The organism is Geomonas sp. RF6 (assembly GCF_021044625.1).
In the GTDB taxonomy this organism is placed as follows: Bacteria; Desulfobacterota; Desulfuromonadia; order Geobacterales; family Geobacteraceae; genus RF6.
Genome location: NZ_CP087999.1, coordinates 87,202 through 109,683 on the forward strand (window position 1 = coordinate 87,202; position 22,482 = coordinate 109,683).

Here is a 22,482-nt window from a genome sequence, read left to right on the forward strand (position 1 = left end):
CGGCAGCGCCCGCCGGGGGAAGGTATCTTCCCCCCGCAGAGCAGAAGACGCCTGTCAGGTGCTGCTCTTTTGCAGTACCGCAACGCCCGCGACAGATCCAGGCTCGTCCCCGGCTACTGGTACTATCGGGGCAGCCGCCCCGACTCCCTGCCCATCCCGCCCCTGTTGCAGAAAGTCCTCGGCGTTCAGTCGACCGAACAGGTTTATAAGCTGTGCGACCAGTCCGGTCCACCCCGTCTGATGGCTGGCACCGACCCCGGCCCCGTTGTCGCCGTGGAAGTACTCGTAAAAGAGGAGGTTGTCGCGCCAGTGAGGATCGTTCTGCATCTTCTCCACTCCGCCAAAGACTGGGCGGCGCCCGCTTTCGTCACGCAGGAAGATGCGTGCAAGGCGCGAGGCGATCTCCCGGGCAATCTCGAACAGGTTCATCATGTTCCCCGACCCGGTCGGGCACTCTATGGTAAAGCTGTTGCCGTAGTACAGGTAGTACTGTATGAGGGCCCTGATAATGAGGGCGTTCACCGGCATCCAGATGGGGCCGCGCCAGTTGGAGTTGCCGCCGAACATCCCGGTGTCGGATTCGGCGGGGAGGTAGCGGACCTGGTAGCGCTCCCGTCGAACCTCCATCTCGTACGGATGATCGAGATGGTAGCGGGAAAGAGCCCTGATCCCGTAGGGACTGAGGAACTCGTTCTCGTCGAGCATGCGGCTCAGGATCCGGCGCAGCTTCTTCCCGTCCACCAGCGCCGCTATCCCCCTTTCGGCCACGCCGTACTGCCCCGGTCCGGTCACATGGATGGTGTCGCGCAGCTCAGGCATGCGGGCAACCCGTGCGTGGATTGCCGCAGTCGCCCGGGGAGATCGCTCACGCTGCCTCTTTTCGATCACGGTTGTGGCGCAAAGGGGGAGAAGTCCCACCATGGAGCGCACCTTCAGCGGGACGGCGGTGCCGTCCGGCTTCCTCAGAAGGTCGTAGTAGAATCCGTCCTCCTCATCCCACAGGCCGGCATTGCCGTCCCCCAAACGGTTGATGGCCGCGGCGATCCACAGGAAGTGCTCCATGAACTTCGTTGTCATCTCCTCGTATACCGGGTCGTGCACGGCGAGCTCGCAGGCGAGCTCCGCCATGTTCTGGCAAAAGAGCGCCATCCACGCAGTTCCGTCCGCCTGTTCAAGATGCCCGCCTGTCGGCAGCGGTGCGCTGCGATCGAAGATGCCGATGTTGTCGAGCCCCAGGAACCCGCCTTCGAAGACGTTCTTGCCGAAGCGGTCCTTGCGGTTCACCCACCAGGTGAAGTTCATGGAGAGCTTGTTGAAGATGCTCTTGAGGAAATCGACCTCCAGCGGGCGTCCCTGAATTTTTCCCATGTTGTGCATGAAGAGGCAGGCCCAGGCGTGCACCGGAGGATTGACGTCACTGAAATTCCATTCGTAGGCCGGAATCTGTCCGCTCGGATGGAGGTACATGGCGCTGGTCATCAGCTGCAGCTGCTCCTTGGCGAAATCGGGATCTGCCATCTGCAGGGCCACGGTGTGGAAGGCGAGATCCCAGGCGGCATACCAGGGATACTCCCACTTGTCGGGCATGGAGATGATGTCGTCATTTATCATGTGGAACCATTCGCTGTTGCGCACCCCCCTGTGATCGGAGGAGATCGGGTCGATGTTGTGCTCGTCCAGCCACTGGTTCAGGTCGAAGTAGAAGTACTGCTTGCTCCAGAGCATCCCCGCCAGCGCCTGGCGGATCACTCGCGCTTCATCCTCGCTGACGGTGGAGGGAGTGATGGCGCGGTAGAAGTCGTCCGCCTCCGCCAGGCGGGCCGCCATAATCCCGGAAAATGCGGTGCCGAAGGGATCGCTCATCTCCGCCGGCGGGACGGCGCTCAGGCGCAGGGAAATCGAGATACTCTCTCCCGCGCCGACCGTGACCTGATAGTGGGCGGCCACCTTCGTGCCGGTTTTCTCCGGGTTCACCGCACCCTTGCGCCCCCCGACGACATAGTCGTTGATGCCATCCTTCGCATAGGGCGAACTGTTCGGCGTGCCGAAGATGCGCTGGTTGTTCGTCTCGTTGTCGGTGAAAAGGAGTGAAGGGTCACCGTCGCAGTACAGGAAGTACTCCTCGAGGGATTGCCGAAAGAGATCATCCGTGTGCGAGGCGGCTACGGTGGGGCAGCGGGCACCATCCACCGCTTTCAGGACCGGTTTCCTTCCTCCGCCGCTCCACGACCAGGTGTTGCGGAACCACAGGGTGGGAAGCAGGTGGATCTTCGCCGCTTCAGGGCCCCGATTTGCCACCGTCACACGCACCAGCAGGTCCGTCGGAGAGTTCTTCGCGTACTCCACGAAGACGTCGAAGTACCGGTCCTCGCTGAAGACGCCGGTATCGATAAGCTCGTACTCGAGCTCGTTGCGGCCGCGCACCCTGTTGTTCTCCAAAAGATTGTCGTACGGGTAGGGGGCCTGCGGATACTTGTAGAGGTACTTCATGTATGAGTGGGTCGGGGTGCTGTCGAGGTAGTAGTAGTATTCCTTGACGTCCTCGCCGTGATTCCCCTCGCTGTTGGTGACTCCAAAGAGGCGCTCCTTCAGGATCGGGTCCTCTCCGTTCCAGAGTGCGAGACTGAAGCAGAGGACCTGGTGGTCGTCGCTGACGCCGGCCAGCCCGTCCTCCCCCCAGTGATAGGCACGGGAGCGGGCCTGGTCGTGGCTGAAGTAGTCCCAGGCGTCGCCATTATCACTGTAGTCCTCCCGCACCGTCCCCCACTGGCGCTCCGACAGGTACGGCCCCCACTTCCGCCAGGGAACCTGCTGCTCACGTGCTTCCTGCAGGCGAAGAGTTTCAGCAGGTGTAGTGGAATTCTCAGATTTTTTCATGCTGTGAGCCCTCCTCTTTTGAGCTTTTAATCCCACCGCCGTTTACCTCAACAGGTGTAACGAAAAAGCATCTACAGCAAAAAAGAGCAGCACCGCGGCAAGAACCACCAGCCGCATCATTAATTGCCGCCAATGTCTGCACCGAGAAAAAGAATATCGCTCAGGTCGCGTCTATGCCAGCAGCAGAGTGGGACAAAGCCTGCTTTTGTGAGCGCCGGCGGGAGATGCGAGCGGTGCACGTGACGGAGGAACGGTGGAAGGAATGTTCGGAAACGTGTGGGACGTGGGAGGCGTTTGCGGAGCGGCTTGAAAGCCCGCCCCGCGACAGAAGAGGATGTGCGAAGCTGCAGGCGCTGCTGGTGACTAGAGAAGCGCCAGGTCTGCAGCCTTTCGCGCATGGATCGCTGCAGTATCGAAGAGAGGAGTAGACGAATCCGCAGGGGGAAGCAGGAGTGCGATCTCCGTGCAGCCGAGGATCACCCCTTCCGCCCCGCGCTCCACGAGGCCCGCGACAATCGTGCGGAACGCGTCGCGGGACGCCGCGTCTATCTTCCCGAGGCAGAGCTCCTCGAAGATGACCCGGTGCACGAGGTCGCGGTCCTCCTGATCCGGGACGAGGACCTCGAATCCGTGATCCACCCGAAGGCGCTCCCGATAGAACGCCTCCTCCATGGTGAAGCGGGTACCGAGGAGGCCGACCGTGGAGATGCCTTTTTCTTTGATCGCCTGCGCCGCTGCATCGGCTATATGGAAAAGAGGAATATCGACAGCCGCCTCGATCGCTCCATAGACCTTGTGCATCGTGTTGGTGCACAGCACCAGGAAGTCGGCCCCTGCGGCCTTCAGCGCACGTGCCGCATCGGCAAGGACCTCCCCTGCCGCAACCCACTCCCCCGAGCTTTGCAGCTGCTCTATCTCGTGAAAATCCACGCTGTACAGGACCAGCTTCGCGGAATGAAACCCGCCGAGCGACTCCTTGATCTTCTCATTGATGACCTGGTAGTACGAAACCGTCGACTCCCAGCTCATCCCCCCTATCAGCCCGATGGTTTTCATTTCTGGACCTCTTTCTGTGGCATTGGAATCCGGAAAAGCTCTGCATACGTTCCCCCTCCCTGGACGGGAGGGGGACAGGGGGTGGGTGAAGCTGCCATCTGCTGGAATGGTGGCACCTTCCCCCCCACCCTGTCCCTCCCCCGCAAGGGGGGAGGGGACCCGTTCAACCTCCGGCGCGATTTCCATAGACCCTGTTTTAGTGGCTGGCAAAGAAACTGCGGAAAGAGTCGATCGTTCTGTCTACATCCGCGGCGGTGACGTCGAGGTGGGTGACGAGGCGGATGCTGTCACCGCGCCCGAGAAGGATCCCTTCCGCCGCCATCGCCTCGCGCAGCCGGTCAGCGCTTCCTGCAGGGGGTGTCACGAAGAGCATGTTGGTCTGAGCCTGAGAGACGGCGAGTTCCTCTATGCCGGCCAGCCCCTCGGCAAGGCGCTGCGCGTTTTCGTGGTCCTCGGCGAGCCTGTCCACATTGTTCTGCAGAGCGTGGATCCCTGCGGCGGCGAGGATACCTGCCTGGCGCATGCCGCCACCCGCCACTTTGCGCCACCTGCGCGCCTTGGAGATGAGCTCTGACCCGGCACAGAGCACGGAACCGACCGGCGCCCCGAGCCCCTTGGAAAGGCAGACCGAGACGGAATCGAACCTGGAGGCGATGACGGAGACCGGCACATCGAGCTCGACCGCCGCGTTAAAGACACGGGCGCCGTCGAGATGGAGCGCGAGGCCGTGGCTCAGCGAGCACTCTTTTGCCGCGTCGAGGTACTCAAGCGGCAGGACGCGTCCCCCTTGGGTGTTCTCGAGGCAAAGAAGCTTTGTAACTGCGTGGTGGTAGTCGCGCGGCTTCACCATGGAGGAGACCTTCGCGAGATCGAGGGTGCCGTCCTCCTCGAACTCGATCGGCTGCGGCTGAACCCCTCCAAAGATCGCGGCGCCCCCACCCTCCCAGCGATAGAGGTGTGCGTGCTGTCCGCAGATGTATTCGTCTCCCCGCGCGCAGTGCGACAGGAGGGCGAGGAGGTTACTCATCGTACCGCTGGGGACAAAGAGAGCATCCTCCATCCCGAGCATCTCCGCGGCGAGCCGCTCCAGACGGTTCACCGTCGGGTCTTCACCGTAGACGTCGTCCCCCACCTCCGCCTCCAGCATAGCAGCACGCATTGCGGCAGACGGACGGGTCACCGTATCGCTTCTAAGATCAACAGTCTTCATACTCTCCTCTGAAGTGTCACTTGATTTATAACTGGGTCGGGTATGTCGTAGCCAAGGCAAATCCCCCCTGTCCCCCTTGGGGGGGACGCGAGGCCTCCTCCAGCGCTACGTGGAAAATTGGCCTCGACCTCTCGTTCCCAGGCTCCTGCTTGGGGACGCAGCTGCCCGCGAGGCTCCGCCTCGCCAATGCCGCTTCTTGCTTTCCCGCTGGCGCGGATGCAAAGCTGGAGCTTTGCCCCCAAGTGCGTTCCCAAGATGACCTTGGGAACGAGCAGGCGTAGTGCGAGTTCCCAGCTACGCAAAAAAAAGCCCCTGACCTCGCAGCCACTTTAATAAAAGTTTCAGGCAAAGCCAAGGGCTTTATGGCCGCACAACCTTGTTGCCGCGGCTCGAACCGCCGACCGGTGACGCGGTTACTTCCCCTTTTCCATATTCATCTTCATCATCTCGCACCCTTTAACTACTTCGTCCGCCTCCGCGATCACCTTCTTCGGATCCGGCGTCTGCGCCTTCACTTCCTTTTCGAGCAGGTCCAGATGCTGCCGAAGGGATGAAAGGCGCCCCTCCATTGTCTTGATATGCTCGTCCATCTGCTGCCGCACATCTGCAGGTATCCCCCTTTTGTGCTCGTCATGGTGCTTCTTCATGAGCCCGAAGCTGCGCCTCATCTCCTCAACAGCAGTCTCCGCAAACTCCTTATCTACCTTCCCCGTCCTGCGCACCTCCGACTTCAGGGTCTGGGCAAAGATCTCCATGCTCTGCCTGTAAGCCATCCCGAGCTTGTGGTGTGTATCCTCCATCATCCTGTGCATGCCTCCGCCGCTCATCCCGCCCGGCTCAAGGCCATGGGCCTGGTGCGGCGGCTGCGCTGCAGCATTTCCGGCGCAGAGGCATCCGGTGAGTAGTATTACGTTCAGGATCATTTTCCTCTTCATGGCACGCTCCCTTTGATCCACTTTGTTCATGCTGAGTTAGGCCTCCAGCTAAAGCCTATCCCCGGGTCGAAGTGGATGCAAACGGCTGTGCTGCAAAGGAAAATCAAGTTCTCACGAAGTCGGGACTTGAGAAGCTGTAGGGGAAGTTCATGTGGTCGGTGTAGGTGCCGGCGAGGATGGCTGCCACATCCTCCGTAAAGACCAGTTCCTCGTCGGTGGGTATCACGTAGACCCTCACCGGAGACCAGTCGGCGCTTATCAAGGTCTCCCGGCTCCGGCTCATGGCGGAGTTGTTGCGCGCCTCATCCAGCACGATCCCGATATGCTCCAGCCCGCGTAGTGCAAGCGCCCGGATTTGGGCCCCCATCTCCCCGACCCCGGCGGTAAAGACGACGGCGTCGAGGCTGCCGATTACCGCCAGGTACGAGCCTATGTACTTGCGCAGCCGGTACGCCTCCATCTCGAGCGCAAGCCGGCAGCGCTCGTCCCCCTCCTCTGCGTGGCTAACGACGTCGCGCCGGTCCACGAAGCGCCCGGTGATGCCGAGAATGCCGCTTTCCTTGTTGAGAAGTGCATCCATCGCCTCGGCGCTCACACCTTCTCTCTGCATGATGAAAAGGGGGATGGAAGGATCGATGTCGCCGCAGCGGGTCCCCATCAGCGCCCCTTCGAGGGGGGTGAGCCCCATGCTGGTATCGATGGAGACGCCGTTTTTGATGGCGCAGTGCGACACGCCGTTGCCGATGTGCAAGGTGATGACGTTGCACTGGGACGCTTCTTTTCCGAGGAGGGCGGCGGCGCGCTTGGAGACGTAGAGATGGGAGGTGCCGTGAAACCCGTAGCGGCGCACCCCGTGCCTCTCGTACCACCCGTAGGGGAGCGGATAAAGGTAGGCGTGCTGCGGCATCGTCTGATGGAACGCGGTGTCGAATATAGCCACCTGCGGGACGCCGGGGAGCACCTCCATCGCCGCGCGGATGCCGACGATATTGGGCGGGTTGTGCAGCGGGGCGAGGTGCTGTACGGCTTCAACCTCTTTGAGCACCTCGTCGTCGATGAGGACAGACCTGGTGAAGCGCTCTCCGCCATGGACGACCCGGTGCCCGACCGCGGAGATGTCGGAGATCCTCCGCAGGGGGCCGTGGCCGTGTGCGGTGAGGGTACGCAGGACGAGGTCGACAGCTGCACGATGATCCGGGCACTCCGACTCCTCTCGGTGCTTTTCCCGTCCCGGCACCTCGTGCACGATGTAGGAGCCGCCGACGACGACCCGCTCGACGGCCCCTTTGGCGACGACTTCTCTTTTTTCCCAGTCGTAGAGTTGGTACTTCAGCGACGAGCTTCCGCAATTCAAGGAAAGAATCTGCATGGGGGGAGCCTCCTTCATCTGGGTGTTTGATTGGCAATGCAGTCCATGTAGGCCGGGATAAGCCGCAGGCGTTCCCGGCATCTCCCACGGCAGCGGCGCAGCTACCTGCCGGCAACGCTGCGCTTATGCCGGCCTACATGGAAAACGATAGACCCGGATTACCGCCCTATCCCTCCCCTTGAAAGGGAGGGGGCGCCTGGGATCCTGTTCTACCAAAGGGTGACGGGTCGAGCTCGGCAAATTCGCGAGAAAACCCAAGGCGGGCGGACTAGCGGGAGACTGCTAAAAGAGGGACTTCCTGTTCAATCTCCTGCTGTTCGGGCAACCACCCTCCCAGCAGGTTGCGAAACTGCGCGATGACGTGGGACTTAACTTCGGCAACGGTCACGGGGCGCCCGCACACCTCCGCCACGGATGCAACCGGACACGCGGGGATGCCGCAGGGGTTGATACTCCGAAACGCGCTGAGGTCGTTGTTCACGTTGATGGCAAAGCCGTGCATCGATACCCAATGCCGCACCCCTACCCCGATGGAGGCGACCTTCCCCCCTGCCGACCACACTCCCGTCTTTCCGGGAACCCGGAACGCTTCCCCGCCGAGATTTGTGACGGTGCGGATAAGGACCTCTTCGAGAAACCGGAGGTAGTGCCGGAGGTCCTTGCCGCGGCGCCCCAGCCTGATGATGGGGTATCCCACCAGTTGCCCCGGTCCGTGATAGGTGACATCGCCGCCGCGATTGATGCGGACCGCTGCCACGGAGGGATCAAGAATGTTTCCGGCATCGCCGCCGCGCCCGATGGTGTACACCGGGTGGTGCTCGAGAAGGAGGAACGTTTCCCCCCTCCGCTCGGCGTGGACTTCCGCCGCCAGCTGCTCCTGCAGGGTTAAAGCGTCGCCGTAGCTGATGATCCCCAAGTCACGGATTTCCATGGTCGTGCCTTTCGAAGGTCCGTCCCCGCTTCACCGATTCCGGCTGAAGGTCCCCCCTCCTTTGACGGGAGGGGGACAGGGGGTGGGTGAAGCTGCCAGATGCTGAAACGGTGGCACCTTCCCCCCCACCCTGCCCCTCCCCCGCAAGGGGGGAGGGGACGTTCTTACCAACCTCTCCCGGAATGAAGCGACGAGGACGATGTGGTGCAGGCCGGCATAAACCGCAGGCGTTTCCGGCCGTATCGTGTCGAGTCTGCCGGAACCGCGGCGCTTATGCCGGCCCGCTTTCGTTACGCGTGGATTACCGACTTGTGCACATCGAGGGCGGCTTCCTTCACCGCTTCGGCCAGAGTCGGATGCGCATGGAACATGGTCGCCAGCTCCTTCGAGCTTCCGCCGAGCGCCATAAAGGAGACCCCCTGGGCTATCATGTCAGAGGCGCGCGGCCCGACGATGTGGATGCCGAGAACCTTGTCCGTCTCCTTGTGGGCGAGGATCTTCACGAAGCCGTCCGTCTCGTCCATGCAGCGGGCGCGACCGTTGGCGATAAAGCTGAACTTGCCGCAGGCGTACGGAATCCCCTCTTCCTGCAGCGATTGCTCGGTCCTCCCCACCGAGGCAGCTTCCGGCCAGGTGTAGGCGATGCCGGGGATCGTCGAGTAGTGCACCTTCGCCTGCAGCCCGGCAAGCTTTTCGGCAAAAGCGAACCCTTCCTCCGATGCCTTGTGCGCGAGTAGCGGTCCGGGGATGAGGTCGCCGATGGCATAGATTCCGGGAGCGGAGGTCTGGTAGTTTTCATCCACCTCGATCCTGCCGTTGGCCGTCTTCACACCCGCTTCCTCAAGGCCTAGCCCCGTCAGCACAGGCTTTCTCCCCACCGCCACGAGAACCTTGTCCGCTACCAGCTCCTCTTTCTTTTCTCCCGCCTCGAGAGAAAGAACCGCTTTCCCGTTCTGCACGGTGCACCCGGTGACCTTCGTCCCCATGCGGAAGTCGAGCCCCTGTTTCTTCAGGACCCGCATCAAGGCTTCGGTAACCTCACCGTCCGTAAAGGGCAGCATCTTCGGGAGCATCTCCACGACAGTCACCTTCGCTCCGAGGCGGCGCCACACCGAGCCGAGCTCCAGCCCGATGTAGCCGGCGCCGACCACCACGAGGTGCTGTGGTACCGCGCTCAGTTCCAGTGCTTCCTTGGAGCTGATGAGCGTCGTTCCGTCAAAGGGGAGTGAAGGCACTTCCACCGGCATGCTGCCGGTAGCGAGCAGCACCCTCTTCGCCGTCACGGTCTGCGTCCCCGCCTCTACCTTCACCTCGACCCTCTGCACCCCGTCCCCCGCAGGCTTCAGGATCTTCCCGCAGCCGTTCAGCACCTCGACCTTGTTCTTCTTGAAAAGGTAGGCGATCCCGTCGGTCAGCTTCTTCACCACGTCGTTCTTGCGGGCGAGCATCTTCGCGAGGTTCAGTACCGGCGGTGTGACCTCCACGCCGTGACTTGCGAACTTGTCGCGGGCCATGAGGAAGTGCTCGCTGGAGTCGAGAAGCGCCTTGCTGGGGATGCACCCCTCATTGAGGCAGACGCCTCCCATCGTCTTTCTTTTTTCCACCACTAGGACCTTCTGCCCCAGTTGCGCTGCGCGAATTGCTGCCACATATCCACCCGGCCCGGCGCCGAGAATTACCAGATCGTAACTTTGCTCACTCATACCGTGCTCCTCTCTTCGTAGTTTTTTCGCCGCCCTGGGCGGCACTTTCTCATTTATCCCCTGAGACACTGAGAACACAGAGGAACCGCAATAGATCCCAACAGGAGGGGAGTTATCAATGAATCGGCCACTTCCTGATTCCTCTATGTTCTCCGTGCCTCCGGGACTTCCGACGCACCCTTTTCTACACCAGGAGCTCTTTCGCCTGCCCCTCGGCATGGTACGACGAGCGCACCAGCGGGCCGGCCTCCACGTGGGAAAATCCGAGCTCCCCCCCCAGATGCTCCAGCCAGGAGAACTCCCCCGGGGTGACGTACTTCACCACGGGGAGGTGGTGCAGGCTCGGGCGCAGGTACTGCCCGATGGTCAGCATGCGGCAGCCGTGCTCGCGGAGATCCCTCATGACCTCTGCCACCTCGTCCAGCGACTCCCCGAGCCCCACCATGAGCCCCGACTTCGTCGGAATATCCGGGAAGCGCTCTGCGAAGGCGCGCAGGAGGTTCAGCGACCAGCGGTACTCCGCGCCTGGGCGCACCGTGGGGTAGAGCCGCGGCACCGTCTCCAGGTTGTGATTGAAGACGTCCGGGAGGTTCGGGGCGAGGCTCTCGAAGGCGAGATCGAGTTTTCCGCGAAAGTCGGGCACCAGGATCTCCACCTGCACCGAAGGGGTCGTCTGTCGCACTTCCTTTATGCAGCTGGCGAAGTGGCCGGCGCCGCCGTCGGGGAGGTCGTCGCGGGTCACCGAGGTCACCACCGCGTACTTCAGCCCCATGACCTGCACCGCGCCGGCGAGCTTTTGCGGTTCATCAGCGTCGAGCGGGGCGGGCCGGCCGTGGGCGACGTCGCAAAACGGGCACCTGCGGGTGCAGACAGCCCCCATGATCATGAAGGTCGCGGTGCCGAGCCGGAAGCACTCACCCATGTTCGGACAGTTCGCCTCCTCGCACACCGTGTTCAGGCTGCTCTTGCGCAGTATCCCGGTGATCCGCTCCACCTCGCTGCCGCAGGGGGATTTCACCTTCAGCCACTTCGGCTTCGGGAGCGCGGGCGCGTGGCTCGCACCCTGTTTCTGCCGGCTTTTTTGACCTATTTCCTCAATCATCTTCATAGCTCCGCTTCAGTTTATGCCTCTTCGCAAGGCTCTTCCGGTAATCCGGGAGTCAGCATCAGGAAGATCCCCCCTCCCTTGACGGGAGGGGGACAGGGGGTGGGTGAAGCTGCTGTATGGCTGAAATGGTGGCACCTTCCCCCCCACCCTGTCCCTCCCCCGCAAGGGGGGAGGGGACGTCCGACCGGCGGTCCCTGGTTTTACCGGATGCCACTTTCGCAAGGGGGGAAGGGACGCTGTGCCCTGCTGCAGCCTCGTTGGTCGCTCCGTGATTTTTGCCGGCGGAGCACAGCGTCTTTCCCGACCGTCGGCGCCTACGACAGGAGCGCGTCCGGCGCCTCCATGATCGACTTCAGTTCCGCCAGGTACTTCGCGGCATAGGCGCCGTCGTGCACCCTGTGGTCGGCGGAGATGGTAACCCTCATGGTGCGGGCGATGCCGACCTCACCATTCTTGGCAACGACCTCATCCTTCACCTTCCCGACCGCGAGGATCGCCGAGAGCCCCGGGGGGACGATGGCGATGAAGTCCTCCACCCCCAGCATCCCCATGTTGGAGATGGCGAAGGTGCCGCCGGAGAGCTCTTCCTTGCCGAGCTTACCTTCCTTGGCGAGCCCCACCAGCTCGCGGCTTTTCACCCCGATCTCCGTTGCCGGGAGTTCCTGGCACTTCCTGATCACCGGCATGATGACCCCGTCGTCCAGCCCGACCGCGACCGCCATGTTGACGTCCGCGTGCAGCGCGATGTTCTTCTCTGCGTAGGAGGCGTTCAGCAGGGGGAACTTCTGCAGCGCGACGGCGCACCCCTTGATGAGGATGTCGTTGATGGAGACCTTCGTCCCCTTTTCTTTCAAGGCTCGGCAAGCCGACTCGGCAGCCCCCATGTCGATCGCCACGGTGACCATGTAGTGCGGAATGGTGGTCCACGAGTTCGTCACCGTCTTCGCGATGGCGGCGCGCATCCCCTGGAGCGGCTGCAGCGTCTCAGCTGGCGTTGCCACGGCGGCTGCCGCCGGTGCCTCCTGGGAGCCGGAAGCACTCTGCTCGGCCGGAGCCTGGGCCCCGCCTGCGAGGAAGGCCTCGATCTGCGCGTCGGTGACTTCTACCTCCGCTACCACCGCGAGGTCCGCCCCGACCGGGAGCACATCGCCGTCGGTGGCAATCTTCTTGCGCAGCACGCCGGCGCAGGGGGACTCCATCACGTTCACGATCTTGTCCGTCTCCACCTCGGCGACCGCCATCCCCGGCACGATCGGCGCCCCTTCCTCGACCAGCCACTGCACGAGGGTCCCTTCCTCCATGGTAAGCCCCCATTTCGGCATGGTGAGGGTCTGGATACCTGCAGGCGCGGCGGCACCTGCTGCGGGGGGGGCAGACGCTTCCTGCGCGGAGTCGGCCGCGGAGGCGTCCCCCCCGCCAAAGCTCGCCACGAAGCTGTCCACGTCCCCATCGGAGACGCTCGCCTTTGCGATAACTCCCAGAAGCGCCCCCACCGGGAGGGTCTCATTTTCCCCGGCAACCTTCCGCACCAGGATTCCGGTCTGGGTCGCCTCGAGGACGTTCACTATCTTGTCCGTCTCCACCTCGGCTATCGCCATGCCGAGCTCGATCTCCGTACCTTCCTCAATAAGCCATTGCACGAGGGTCCCTTCTTCCATGGTGAGACCCCACTTCGGCATCGTCAGTTCAGCCAGATTTGCGCTCATTTCACACCTCTTTTCTCGTTCGGATTGCTCCGGTCATAGGGCATTGTAGAATCGGCCGCTGGCGGTGAACCCCATCCCCACCCTGACCCTCCCCTTGAAAGGGAGGGGACGACAGGCGGCATCAGGTATTCTCCCTCCCCTTCAGGCGGAGGAGCGGGGTCAGGACGGGATTCCAGATCTCTCGCCAGAGAGAGTCCCCTTGCGGGCGGGGGAGGCGGCGGGGGGGAGACCCGTTGGTCCCCCCCGCCCGCAAGGAGATTGACAGCCGCCGAAAATCCCGGCGGCTCAGCCGCAAAAATGCCTGGCTTCTTGGTTATGCAGCTTCCTGGGCCTTCACCACGGAGAGCGCTGCGTTGAGAACTTTCTCCGCATTGGGGATGTACAGGTCCTCCAGCGCCCCGGAGAAGGGAACCGGAGAGTGCGGCGCGGTCACCAGCTTGATCGGAGCAGCCAGCGCCTCGAAGGCGCCCTGGGCGACAACCGCCGCGATGTCCGCCGCCATCCCGGCTCTCTGATGCCCCTCGTCCACCACCACGAGCTTCCCGGTCTTCTCGACACTGTTCAGGATCGTTGCCTCGTCGAGAGGCGAGATGGTGCGCGGGTCGATGACCTCTGCGGTGATGCCGTCCTTGGCGAGCGCGTCGGCCGCCTGCAGCGCCATGTGCACCATGCGTCCGATTGCGACTATGGTGAGATCCTTCCCTTCGCGCACGATGTTAGCCTTGCCGAACGGAATGGTGTACGGCTCCGGAGCGACCTCACCCTTCATGGCGTAGAGGGCCTTGTGCTCCATGAAGATGACCGGGTTGTTGTCGCGGATCGACTCGATGAGGAGCCCCTTCGCCTCCGCCGGGGTGGAGGGGACGACGACCTTCAGCCCCGGGATGTGGGCGAAGATGTTGTACAGGCACTGGGAGTGCTGTGCCGCGGCCCGGAAGCCGGCGCCGTACATCATGCGGATAACCACAGGGGTCTGTGCCTTGCCGCCGAACATGTAGCGGAATTTTGCTGCCTGGTTCATGACCTGGTCGAAGCAGACCCCGAGGAAGTCGGAGAACATGAGCTCCACAACCGGCCTCATGCCGCAGGAGGCTGCGCCGATCGCCGCGCCGATGTAGGAGGACTCGGAGATCGGGGTGTCCATGACGCGGTCGCCGAACTTCGCGTACAGCCCCTTGGTTACCCCCAAAACCCCGCCCCAGGCGTCCATGACCCCCTGGGTGCCGCGCCCGCCGGCGTTGTCCAGGCCGAGCACGATGACTTTCTCGTCCCGCTCCATTTCCTGAGCCAGCGCTTCGTTTATCGCGTCTTTGTAGCTGATTTTTCTAGACATTGTTGGCTCCTTTCTGTGCTCAGTACGAGGTGTAGACGTCGGTGAGAAGGTCCGCGGCGGTGGGGTGCGGCGCAGCGATCGCCTTGGCGACGGACTGGTCGATGAGGGCGAGAACTTCCTTGTCGATCGCCTCCAGCTCCGCGGCGGTGACGAGACCTGCCGAGGTGACCTTCTGGGCGAAGATCTTCAGGCAGTCCTTCTCCTCGCGCTGTTTCTGCACCTCCCCCGGCTGGCGATAGGTCATGGCGTCACCCTCGAAGTGGCCGTAGAAGCGCTGGGTCTTGCACTCGAGGAGGGTGGGGCCGTGCCCCTCGCGGGCGCGGCGGATCGCCTCGCCGGCTGCCTCGTACACTGCAAAGAAGTCGTTGCCGTCCACGGTCACGCCGGGCATCCCGAAGCCGGCTGCGCGGTCCGAGATATTCGGGGTGGGGACGTTGTAGGCGACGCCGGTCGATTCGGCATAGCCGTTGTTTTCGTTTATGAAGACGACCGGGAGCTTCCAGATGCTGGAGAGGTTGAGGCTCTCCAGAACGGTCCCCTGGTTGGAGGCGCCGTCGCCGAAGAAGGCGATGCCGACGGCCTTGTTGTTCTTGAACTTGGCCGCAAGCCCTGCGCCGCAGATCAGCGGAGGACCGGCACCGACGATGCCGTTGGCGCCCATCATCCCCTTCTCGAGGTCGGCGATGTGCATGGAGCCACCCTTGCCGCCGCAGGTGCCGGTCTTCTTGCCGTAGATCTCCGCCATCATGCCAGGGATCTCCACACCCTTGGCGATGCAGTGACCGTGGCCGCGGTGGGTACTGGAGATGCGGTCCTCGTCGTTCAGGTGCATGCAGACCGCGGTGGCGACCGCCTCCTCGCCGGAGTAGAGGTGCACGAAGCCGGGGATTTTCCCGGTCGCGAACTCCACGTGGAGACGCTCTTCGAATTCGCGTATCTCTTTCATTGTGCGATACGCCTTGAGCAGTTCTTCCTTCTTGAGTTTCGTAAGCATAGTTCCTCCTTCACTTTTTTTGCCTGCCGTAAGGTGAATACAGAAGTTCCGGCCTCACTTGCCCTCATGTTTTCATTGGCACCCCCTCGTCTTTCAATATGTGTGGGACCCGGTAGTTCCTAGCGTGCGCAGAAGAGGTGATCTTCCGCCGCCTTTGCCATCACCCGGTCAATGTCTATCGTTATGGGTCCTTCGAGATCCAACCAGACCCTTGGCCGGTCACGTCCGTTGAATTCCAGATCCCGCTCGCCATCGAAGGCAATCGTGCCGCTGCACGTCCTGAAAGCGCATATCTCCTTGGGGCGCAGCTCCGCCAGGTGCGACACCCCCACATCCTTCATGAGCCCCGGCGCGATCGGCACCGACACGGTGAACATCCCCTCCCCCGGCGGCACTAGGTTCATGCGCAGCCCGTACGGGGCCCAGCGCTTCACCGGGTGCAGGTACCCCGCGATCGCTGAAAGCCCGATCGCGCTCGGCGAGGCGAAGGTGACAAAGAGCTCCCGCAGGTGGTCCGGTTCCCAGAGGGCGCGGGTGCCGACCCAGCAGTCGGTACAGACACAGAGGTCGACGAGGGCGATCTCGTGGCCGTTGCCGTTCAGGTCCACGTGGAGGACCTTGTTCTGGCAAGCGACCTCCGCGGCGGAGACCTTGTCCATCGCCACCAGCCCGGCCGCCAGCCCGGCGACCGTCGCCTCCCTGATCTCGGGGAAGGTGTTGTTGGTGCCGGTGGAGACGGCGACGATCGGGGTATCGCCGCACACCTTGGAGACGACACGGTGGGTGCCGTCCCCTCCCATGACGATGATGACTGCCACCCCGAGAGCGACCATGCGCTCGACGGCGCGGATGGTGTCGATGGCGGCGTACTCGATCGGCATCTCCAGGAAGCGCACCGTCGGCCAGCCGTGCTCCTGGTGGAGCTTTCCTGTTTCGAGAGTGTGGCGGATCCGGCTGGTGATCCCGCCGGTGTCCGGCATCATCACCACCTCACGGATCCCGACGCTCCCGAGGGCGGAGAGGATGCGCTGCACCATGTTGCTCTTCTCCACAGAGGGAAAGACCGATGCCTGTGAAACGAGCCGCCGAACGTCACGCCCCGACTGGGGGTTTGCCACGATGCCTACGAGCGGGTGATTTATCCTGGTCCGGCGCATACTCTCTCCGTCGGAAGTCCTGAGCGGTGCGTTTATCCCTATAGAGCAGGAGATATGCCAGTAGTTGCTTGACTTTCTTGGATGGCGGGAAAGGGTGACTGAACTAATCGGAAGGGAGAGATGTAAAGGTCTAGTTTTAAAGTTATTTATCATCGCAAGTTTCTGAAGAAGGAATGTGGTAGTGGGGCTGGAAGTGATATAGGGAGGGCGCTGTAACTACTTCTGAAGCCTCTGGAGGGCGACTGTGCCAGAAGGATGCGACAAGTGTAACAAGGGGAAATGAGACACCTGTTGCGGGTGCCGATGTGGTGCTGGAGAACGTACCGCTGGCTGCGCTAAGGGGAGTGTTTCCGGCAGCTCCTGGCAGCATCGATCGGCTGGCGCCGACGCCGGGAACGCCGCAGGCTTATCCCGGCCTACACGGCCCATTCAGCCCTGCGGTGTACTGTAGGCCGGAATAAGCGAAGCGTTTCCGGCAGATCCTGGCAGCATCGATCGGCTGACGCCGACGCCGGGAACGCCTGCGGCTTATCCCGGCCTACAACTACAACGTCCCTTTCACCCATGAAGGGTGCACTGTAGGCCAAAATAAGCAAAGCGTTTCCGGCAGCTCTCGGCAGCATCGATCGGCTGACGCCGACGCCGGGAACGCCTGCGGCTTATCCCGGCCTACAACTACAACGTCCCTTTCCCCCATGAAGGGTGCACTGTAGGCCGGAATAAGCAAAGCGTTTCCGGCAACTCTTGGCAGCATCGATCGGCTGGCGCCGACGCCAGGAACGCCGCAGGCTTATCCCGTCCTACGACTGCAGAAAGGAAATAACTGTGTTAAGGAAAAACTCGGGATTATCGGCATGGACCCAATGCCCGGAATCGGGAACGGTCACCAGGCGGGCGGCGGGGAAAGGACGGGAAATGATGGGGAGATCGGCTTCGTCAATGTAGTCGGAGCTCGCCCCTTTTAGAAACAAAGCGGGAGAGGTAAGGACACCCTCCGGAGGTACGGCGTGAATGATCTTACGGTAACCGCGCGCTATGGCGCCGAGGTTGATGCGCCAGGAGAAGCCCCCCGCCTCCCGGAGCACGAGATTCTTCAGGAGAAAAAGCCGCGTCGCACAATCCGGGATGCAGGTGGAAAGGGCGTGATCGATTTCCTTCCGCTCCCGGTAGAGCTCCGGTCGCAGCGCGGTGAGAGCGTGAAGGATCTCCCGGTGCCGGGGCGCGTACTGCTTCGGAGAAATGTCCACGACCACGAGCTTGCCAACCGTCTCGGGGGAGGTGACGGCCAGATGCATCGCCACCTTTCCCCCCATGGAATGCCCGAGCAGGAAGACTCTCCGCAGGGAGCGCTCCGCAATGAACCTCCTCACATCGCTCGCCATGAGAGCGCAGTCGTGATCGTCGCTGTGCGGCGACCTGCCGTGGTTGCGCAGGTCCAAGGAAAAAACCTGAAAATCGCGGGCGAGTGCTCTGGCGACGCCGCGCCAGTTTTCCAGAGAGCCAAAGAGCCCGTGCAGGATGACCAGAGGCTCCCCCTCGCCGTATGTCTCGAAATGTAGCCGCATCTCTACCGCTTCTTTCCTCTTCGCGTTTACTCCACGTCGACAGAGACGGTAAGTGCGGCCACCGCGACGCAGATCTGGTCTCCTGCCCCGAGTTGAGGGAGCTCAAGGCCGCGCACGGAGAGACCGCCGGCAACGATTTCTATCTCCCGCGAACCGAACGGCAGCACCTCCAGGACCTTCGCCGCATCGACCTGGTCCGGCTTCGGACAGCCGATCTTTACCGCCACGTGCATCTTGTGGGGGTCGTCGATCCCGATGATGTCGATGAGCCCGCACAGGCAGTTGCGCGACACGGCATCTCTCACCGCCCGCTGCGCCGCTTTTGTCACGTCGCCGCCATGGAGATCGGCGCCGTACCCCAGCTCCACTATGAAACGTTTCTTTGCCATGGCTCACTCCTTCCTACAGAAGCCTCTCACAGATTGCTTACCCGCAGGGTCGCACTGTCGAATCTGCACCCCTGCCAGGTGCCGCGCCTCTTCAGCTCGTTCACGATCGCGTACCACATGCTGTTGTTCTTGAGCCCCCATGCCGGCGCGACGAGGAGGTCGAGGGGGGCCGATCCGTACAGCCTCTGAATGGATAGATGCTCGGGTATAAGTTCCAGGAAGTCGCAGATCCCGCCGATGTACTCAGCGACGGTGAGGAGCGGCACCTGCCCGGCACGATAGAGCTGCTCGAGCCTCGTCCCCCGCACAACGTGCAGTTGGTGCACCTTCACCGAGTTCACCGGGAGCGTCCCGAGCAGTTCCGCAGTCTTTCGCAATGTTGCCGGGGTGTCGCCGGGGGAGCCGTAGATGAGGTGGGTGCAGACATCGAGATCCGCCGCCGCGAGCCTCTCCACCGTCTTCAGGTAATCGGAGAAGGAGTGGCCGCGGTTCATCCACTTGAGCGTCGCCTCCTCTATCGACTGCAGGCCGATTTCGACGCAGACATAATGGGTGCGGGCAATCTCCTTCAGCAGGAGAAGTGCGTCGTCCGAGAGAGCATCCGGCCTCGTCCCCACCGAGATACCGAGAACGTCCGGTCGTGCCAGCGCGCGGTAGTAGACGTCGCGGAGCTTGTCGATGGAGGCGTAGGTGTTGGTGAATTTCTGGAAGTAGACGATGAACTTTTCGCTGCCGAGTCGCCGCCGGTGGTAGGAGATCCCCTCCTCGATCTGGCGCTCCAGGGAAACCACTGACTGCGTTGCTGCGGGAGAAAAGGAAGCATTGTCGCAATAGATGCATCCACCGCTCCCCTTGCTGCCGTCGCGGTTTGGACAGGTAAAGCCCGCATCCACATTGACCTTGCTGACACGGCACCCGAAGCGGCGGCGCAGGTAGGAACCGTAGGAATTGATGCGCAGATCGTGGTGAACCAGTTCGTGCGTCATTGTTGCTCCGGAAGCTGAATGATTTCACGCGGAAGTTATTCTATCACTCCGTCGACAGGACTGGAGGCTGCGGCATAGAGCTTCTTCGGAATGCGCCCTGCGCGGTACGCCAGCCGCCCCCCCTGCACCGCGAGTTTCATGGCCTCAGCCATGGCGACCGGATCCTTCGCCCCGGCGATTGCGGTATTCATCAAGACGCCGTCGCAGCCGAGCTCCATGGCAATCGCCGCATCGGAGGCGGTCCCGACGCCAGCATCGACAATCACCGGCACCTTCACCGTCTCGAGGATGATCCTGATGTTGTACGGGTTCCTTATGCCAAGACCGCTGCCGATCGGGGCGCCGAGGGGCATGACGGCGGCACATCCGATCTCCTCCAGCCGCTTGCACACGATGGGGTCGTCGGAGGTGTAGGGAAGGACGGTGAATCCTTCCTTCACGAGGACCGCCGCCGCTTTGAGCAGCTCGTCGTTGTTCGGGAAGAGCGTCTTTTCGTCCCCCAGGACCTCCAGCTTCACGAAATCGGAGAGGCCCGCCTCGCGCGCGAGACGGCAGGTGCGCACGGCATCGTCAGCCGTGTAGCACCCTGCGGTGTTCGGAAGCAGGGTGTATTTCTTCAGATCGAGGTGGTCGAGAAGCGACTCCTTTGAGCGATCGGAGACGTTCACGCGCCGCACCGCCACGGTCACCACCTCGGCCCCCGACTTCTCGATCGACGTTGCCATCTGGGCATAACTGTCGTACTTGCCGGTGCCGACCATCAGGCGGGAGGAGAACTCCCTGCCACCAATGACGAGTTTGTCTTCAGATATCATCGCTCCCTCCTCCCCTTTGCCCTCCGCCCACGAACCAGACAATCTCCATCTGGTCCCCCTCCTTGAGGATCGTGCTGGCGTACGCTTTCTTCGGCACAATGTCCCTGTTTAGCTCCACAGCGAGAGCCTTCTCGTCGAAGGCCAGCGTCCGCAGGTATTCCTCCACGGACATGGCGGTAATCTCTATTTCTTCACCGTTCACAGTCAATTTCATACATCCTCCGCTCCCGCTTCTATCAGCACGCCGCCTGCACCTTTTCCGGTTCCTCCTGGTACTCCGCCTCCTCGCGCAGGCTCCGGGAGATCTTCATGGCGCAGAAGTTCGGTCCGCACATGGAGCAGTGGTGCGACTCCTTGTCCTTCCGGTCCGGCAGGGTCTCGTCGTGGAACCGCTGCGGACGCTCGGGATCGAGGGCGAGCGCAAACTGGTCCTCCCAGCGGAAGTTGTAGCGCGCCCTCGACATGGCGTTGTCCCGTATCTGCGCCCCCGGGTGCCCCTTTGCCAGGTCGGCGGCGTGGGCGGCGATCTTGAAAGTGACGATGCCGTCCTTCACGTCGTCCCTATTCGGCAGCCCGAGGTGCTCCTTCTGCGTCACGTAGCAGAGCATGGAGGTTCCGAGCCACCCGATCATAGCGCCGCCGATGGCGGAGGTGATGTGGTCGTAACCGGGCGCGACGTCTGTCACCAGCGGGCCGAGGGTGTAAAAGGGGGCCTCGTGGCAGAGGGCGAGCTGCAGGTCCATGTTTTCCTTGATGAGGTGCATCGGCACATGCCCCGGCCCTTCTATCATCGTCTGCACGTCGTGCTTCCACGCGACCTGCGTGAGCTCACCGAGCGTCTTCAGCTCGGCGAACTGCGCCTCGTCGTTTGCGTCGTGCAGCGACCCGGGCCGCATACCGTCTCCGAGAGAGAAGCTCACATCGTAGGCCTTCATGATCTCGCAGATCTCCTCGAAGCGCGTGTACAGAAAGCTCTCCTGCCGGTGCGCAAGGCACCACTTCGCCATGATCGAGCCGCCGCGCGACACGATCCCGGTGAGCCGGCGGTGACTGAAGGGGACGTGGGCGAGGCGCACGCCGGCGTGGATGGTGAAGTAATCGACCCCCTGCTGCGCCTGCTCAATGAGGGTGTCGCGGAAGATCTCCCAGGTAAGCTCCTCCGCCCTCCCCTCGACCTTCTCCAGCGCCTGGTAGATCGGGACGGTCCCTACCGGCACCGGGCTGTTGCGCAGGATCCATTCCCGCGTCTCGTGGATGCGCGAGCCGGTGGAGAGGTCCATGACCGTATCCGCCCCCCAGCGAATGGACCAGATCATCTTCTCCACCTCGTCCATACTGGAGGAAGCGAGCGCGGAATTGCCGATGTTGGCGTTGATCTTCACCAGGAAGTTGCGACCGATGATCATCGGCTCCGCTTCGGGGTGATTGACGTTGAGGGGGATGATGGCGCGTCCGCGTGCCACCTCTGCGCGCACGTACTCCGGTGTGATGGCGAGGGGCACGGCAGCGCCGGAGGTGCGTACCGGGTGCTGGCGGGCCAGCTGCTCGTCCGCCTCCTGGCGCCGCAGGTTTTCCCGGATCGCCACGAACTCCATCTCCGGGGTGATGATACCCTTGCGGGCGTAGTGCATCTGCGTCACGTTCATGCCGCTGCGCGCGCGGCGCGGCGTGCGCACCTCGGGGAAGTCCGCTGGAGTCCTCGCGGGCCGCGGCTGGGCTGACGTCAGCCTCGCGGTGTCGCCACGCTCCGATATCCAGCTGTCCCGCAGCGCCGGGAGCCCGGAGCGTATGTCGAGCTTCACCCCCTGATCGGTATAGGGGCCGGAGGTGTCGTACAGGTATATGGAGGAACTTTGCGCCGCGCCACAGGGAGAAATCCGCACCTCCCGCATGGGGACCAGCAGATCGGGGCGGGACCCGGCGATATAGGTCTTCTGGGACTGGGGAAAGGGCTCGACGGAAAATCCGTCTTTTACGCGGGCGTTGCCATGCGGACAGCCTGATTCTCTCTTCATGCCGGTTACTCCTCTGGACTGGGATGTCTTAACCCTTCAAGTTACTGAACGTGATGTCAATATAGCAAGAAGGGCACCAACTGAGACATTGGCATAGGGAGCTATCGTCGAATTAGCTGTAAAATAAAGTCATTGCAGCTACACAGAACACTCCTGTTTTGCCTGCACATTGCAGTTTCAGGATGAACACAATCAATGTGCGACATCTGTTTCATACTAGCTGAGTCACCTGTTGCAGTGTAACAGGCTGTCGGTCAGGCGGGCGCCTTCAGCAGTGACATAGCGCGGATTCAGCTGTGACAGTCGCAGCATGTCAGGCGTGAAAAAGATCAT

The 22,482-nt window shown here is 62.3% G+C and carries 18 protein-coding genes; all 18 read right to left on the bottom strand.

The genetic code is table 11. The annotated features are described in order from the left end of the window. Positions 1-54: 54 nt before the first annotated feature. The 18 genes from LPW11_RS00380 to thiC all read right to left on the bottom strand — a co-directional run bounded on the left by LPW11_RS00380 (position 55) and on the right by thiC (position 22,149). On the bottom strand, positions 55-2,877 hold the full coding sequence (locus LPW11_RS00380) for an MGH1-like glycoside hydrolase domain-containing protein (protein ID WP_230996146.1): 2,823 nt from the start codon (positions 2,875-2,877) through the stop codon (positions 55-57). Positions 2,878-3,240: 363 nt separating this feature from the next. After that, positions 3,241-3,933 (bottom strand): aspartate/glutamate racemase family protein, encoded by a 693-nt coding sequence (locus LPW11_RS00385; protein WP_230996147.1) that lies wholly within the window; start codon positions 3,931-3,933, stop codon positions 3,241-3,243. Between the two features lie 196 nt (positions 3,934-4,129). Continuing rightward, positions 4,130-5,143 (bottom strand): low-specificity L-threonine aldolase, encoded by a 1,014-nt coding sequence (gene ltaE / locus LPW11_RS00390; protein ID WP_230996148.1) that lies wholly within the window; start codon positions 5,141-5,143, stop codon positions 4,130-4,132. 413 nt (positions 5,144-5,556) lie between these two features. After that, entirely contained in the window at positions 5,557-6,078 is a 522-nt protein-coding gene (locus tag LPW11_RS00395; RefSeq protein WP_230996149.1) for a hypothetical protein, read from the bottom strand. Positions 6,079-6,181: 103 nt separating this feature from the next. Continuing rightward, entirely contained in the window at positions 6,182-7,447 is a 1,266-nt protein-coding gene (locus LPW11_RS00400; protein ID WP_230996150.1) for an acetate kinase, read from the bottom strand. Positions 7,448-7,715: 268 nt separating this feature from the next. After that, positions 7,716-8,378 carry a lipoyl(octanoyl) transferase LipB gene (gene lipB / locus LPW11_RS00405; protein WP_230996151.1) on the bottom strand — a complete coding sequence of 221 codons (663 nt, stop codon included), beginning with the start codon at positions 8,376-8,378 and terminating at the stop codon, positions 7,716-7,718. A gap of 290 nt (positions 8,379-8,668) precedes the next feature. Continuing rightward, positions 8,669-10,081, bottom strand: a complete 1,413-nt coding sequence (gene lpdA, locus LPW11_RS00410) for a dihydrolipoyl dehydrogenase (RefSeq protein WP_230996152.1) — start codon at positions 10,079-10,081, stop codon at positions 8,669-8,671. A gap of 184 nt (positions 10,082-10,265) precedes the next feature. Continuing rightward, complete coding sequence (lipA, locus tag LPW11_RS00415; protein ID WP_269145372.1) at positions 10,266-11,183, bottom strand: lipoyl synthase; 918 nt, start codon at positions 11,181-11,183, stop codon at positions 10,266-10,268. 320 nt (positions 11,184-11,503) lie between these two features. Beyond that, positions 11,504-12,895: a dihydrolipoamide acetyltransferase family protein gene (locus LPW11_RS00420; RefSeq protein WP_230996153.1), complete on the bottom strand. Its 1,392-nt coding sequence runs from the start codon at positions 12,893-12,895 to the stop codon at positions 11,504-11,506. A gap of 313 nt (positions 12,896-13,208) precedes the next feature. Further along, the gene (locus tag LPW11_RS00425; RefSeq protein ID WP_230996154.1) at positions 13,209-14,228 is read right to left on the bottom strand and encodes an alpha-ketoacid dehydrogenase subunit beta; all 1,020 of its coding nucleotides are present in this window, start codon (positions 14,226-14,228) and stop codon (positions 13,209-13,211) included. A 19-nt stretch (positions 14,229-14,247) separates the two neighbouring features. Then, a complete protein-coding gene (locus LPW11_RS00430) occupies positions 14,248-15,222 on the bottom strand; it encodes a thiamine pyrophosphate-dependent dehydrogenase E1 component subunit alpha (RefSeq protein ID WP_230996155.1) in 975 nt (324 codons plus the stop codon). Between the two features lie 119 nt (positions 15,223-15,341). Continuing rightward, positions 15,342-16,379, bottom strand: a complete 1,038-nt coding sequence (locus LPW11_RS00435; RefSeq protein ID WP_230996156.1) for an ATP-NAD kinase family protein — start codon at positions 16,377-16,379, stop codon at positions 15,342-15,344. 800 nt (positions 16,380-17,179) lie between these two features. Then, positions 17,180-17,944: an alpha/beta fold hydrolase gene (locus tag LPW11_RS00440; protein ID WP_230996157.1), complete on the bottom strand. Its 765-nt coding sequence runs from the start codon at positions 17,942-17,944 to the stop codon at positions 17,180-17,182. A gap of 26 nt (positions 17,945-17,970) precedes the next feature. Then, positions 17,971-18,333 carry a Lin0512 family protein gene (locus tag LPW11_RS00445; protein ID WP_230996158.1) on the bottom strand — a complete coding sequence of 121 codons (363 nt, stop codon included), beginning with the start codon at positions 18,331-18,333 and terminating at the stop codon, positions 17,971-17,973. 26 nt (positions 18,334-18,359) lie between these two features. Continuing rightward, on the bottom strand, positions 18,360-19,319 hold the full coding sequence (locus tag LPW11_RS00450; RefSeq protein ID WP_230996159.1) for a TIGR01212 family radical SAM protein: 960 nt from the start codon (positions 19,317-19,319) through the stop codon (positions 18,360-18,362). Positions 19,320-19,354: 35 nt separating this feature from the next. After that, the gene (locus tag LPW11_RS00455) at positions 19,355-20,134 is read right to left on the bottom strand and encodes a thiazole synthase (RefSeq protein WP_269145373.1); all 780 of its coding nucleotides are present in this window, start codon (positions 20,132-20,134) and stop codon (positions 19,355-19,357) included. Continuing rightward, positions 20,124-20,348, bottom strand: a complete 225-nt coding sequence (gene thiS / locus LPW11_RS00460) for a sulfur carrier protein ThiS (RefSeq protein WP_230996160.1) — start codon at positions 20,346-20,348, stop codon at positions 20,124-20,126. Before thiS ends, LPW11_RS00455 begins: the two co-directional genes overlap by 11 nt. A gap of 22 nt (positions 20,349-20,370) precedes the next feature. Then, positions 20,371-22,149: a phosphomethylpyrimidine synthase ThiC gene (thiC, locus tag LPW11_RS00465; RefSeq protein WP_230996161.1), complete on the bottom strand. Its 1,779-nt coding sequence runs from the start codon at positions 22,147-22,149 to the stop codon at positions 20,371-20,373. Positions 22,150-22,482 lie beyond the last annotated feature (333 nt).

Excerpts from the sequence above, each read along its gene's own strand:
- lipB (WP_230996151.1), bottom strand. The coding sequence starts at position 8,378 with ATGGAAATCCGTGACTTGGGGATCATCAGCTACGGCGACGCTTTAACC.
- lipA (WP_269145372.1), bottom strand. The coding sequence starts at position 11,183 with ATGATTGAGGAAATAGGTCAAAAAAGCCGGCAGAAACAGGGTGCGAGC.
- lpdA (WP_230996152.1), bottom strand. The coding sequence starts at position 10,081 with ATGAGTGAGCAAAGTTACGATCTGGTAATTCTCGGCGCCGGGCCGGGT.
- LPW11_RS00400 (WP_230996150.1), bottom strand. The coding sequence starts at position 7,447 with ATGCAGATTCTTTCCTTGAATTGCGGAAGCTCGTCGCTGAAGTACCAA.
- LPW11_RS00440 (WP_230996157.1), bottom strand. The coding sequence starts at position 17,944 with ATGCGGCTACATTTCGAGACATACGGCGAGGGGGAGCCTCTGGTCATC.
- LPW11_RS00425 (WP_230996154.1), bottom strand. The coding sequence starts at position 14,228 with ATGTCTAGAAAAATCAGCTACAAAGACGCGATAAACGAAGCGCTGGCT.
- LPW11_RS00395 (WP_230996149.1), bottom strand. The coding sequence starts at position 6,078 with ATGAAGAGGAAAATGATCCTGAACGTAATACTACTCACCGGATGCCTC.
- LPW11_RS00445 (WP_230996158.1), bottom strand. The coding sequence starts at position 18,333 with ATGGCAAAGAAACGTTTCATAGTGGAGCTGGGGTACGGCGCCGATCTC.
- LPW11_RS00420 (WP_230996153.1), bottom strand. The coding sequence starts at position 12,895 with ATGAGCGCAAATCTGGCTGAACTGACGATGCCGAAGTGGGGTCTCACC.
- LPW11_RS00385 (WP_230996147.1), bottom strand. The coding sequence starts at position 3,933 with ATGAAAACCATCGGGCTGATAGGGGGGATGAGCTGGGAGTCGACGGTT.
- LPW11_RS00430 (WP_230996155.1), bottom strand. The coding sequence starts at position 15,222 with ATGCTTACGAAACTCAAGAAGGAAGAACTGCTCAAGGCGTATCGCACA.
- ltaE (WP_230996148.1), bottom strand. The coding sequence starts at position 5,143 with ATGAAGACTGTTGATCTTAGAAGCGATACGGTGACCCGTCCGTCTGCC.
- thiC (WP_230996161.1), bottom strand. The coding sequence starts at position 22,149 with ATGAAGAGAGAATCAGGCTGTCCGCATGGCAACGCCCGCGTAAAAGAC.
- LPW11_RS00450 (WP_230996159.1), bottom strand. The coding sequence starts at position 19,319 with ATGACGCACGAACTGGTTCACCACGATCTGCGCATCAATTCCTACGGT.
- LPW11_RS00380 (WP_230996146.1), bottom strand. The coding sequence starts at position 2,877 with ATGAAAAAATCTGAGAATTCCACTACACCTGCTGAAACTCTTCGCCTG.
- LPW11_RS00455 (WP_269145373.1), bottom strand. The coding sequence starts at position 20,134 with ATGATATCTGAAGACAAACTCGTCATTGGTGGCAGGGAGTTCTCCTCC.
- LPW11_RS00435 (WP_230996156.1), bottom strand. The coding sequence starts at position 16,379 with ATGCGCCGGACCAGGATAAATCACCCGCTCGTAGGCATCGTGGCAAAC.
- thiS (WP_230996160.1), bottom strand. The coding sequence starts at position 20,348 with ATGAAATTGACTGTGAACGGTGAAGAAATAGAGATTACCGCCATGTCC.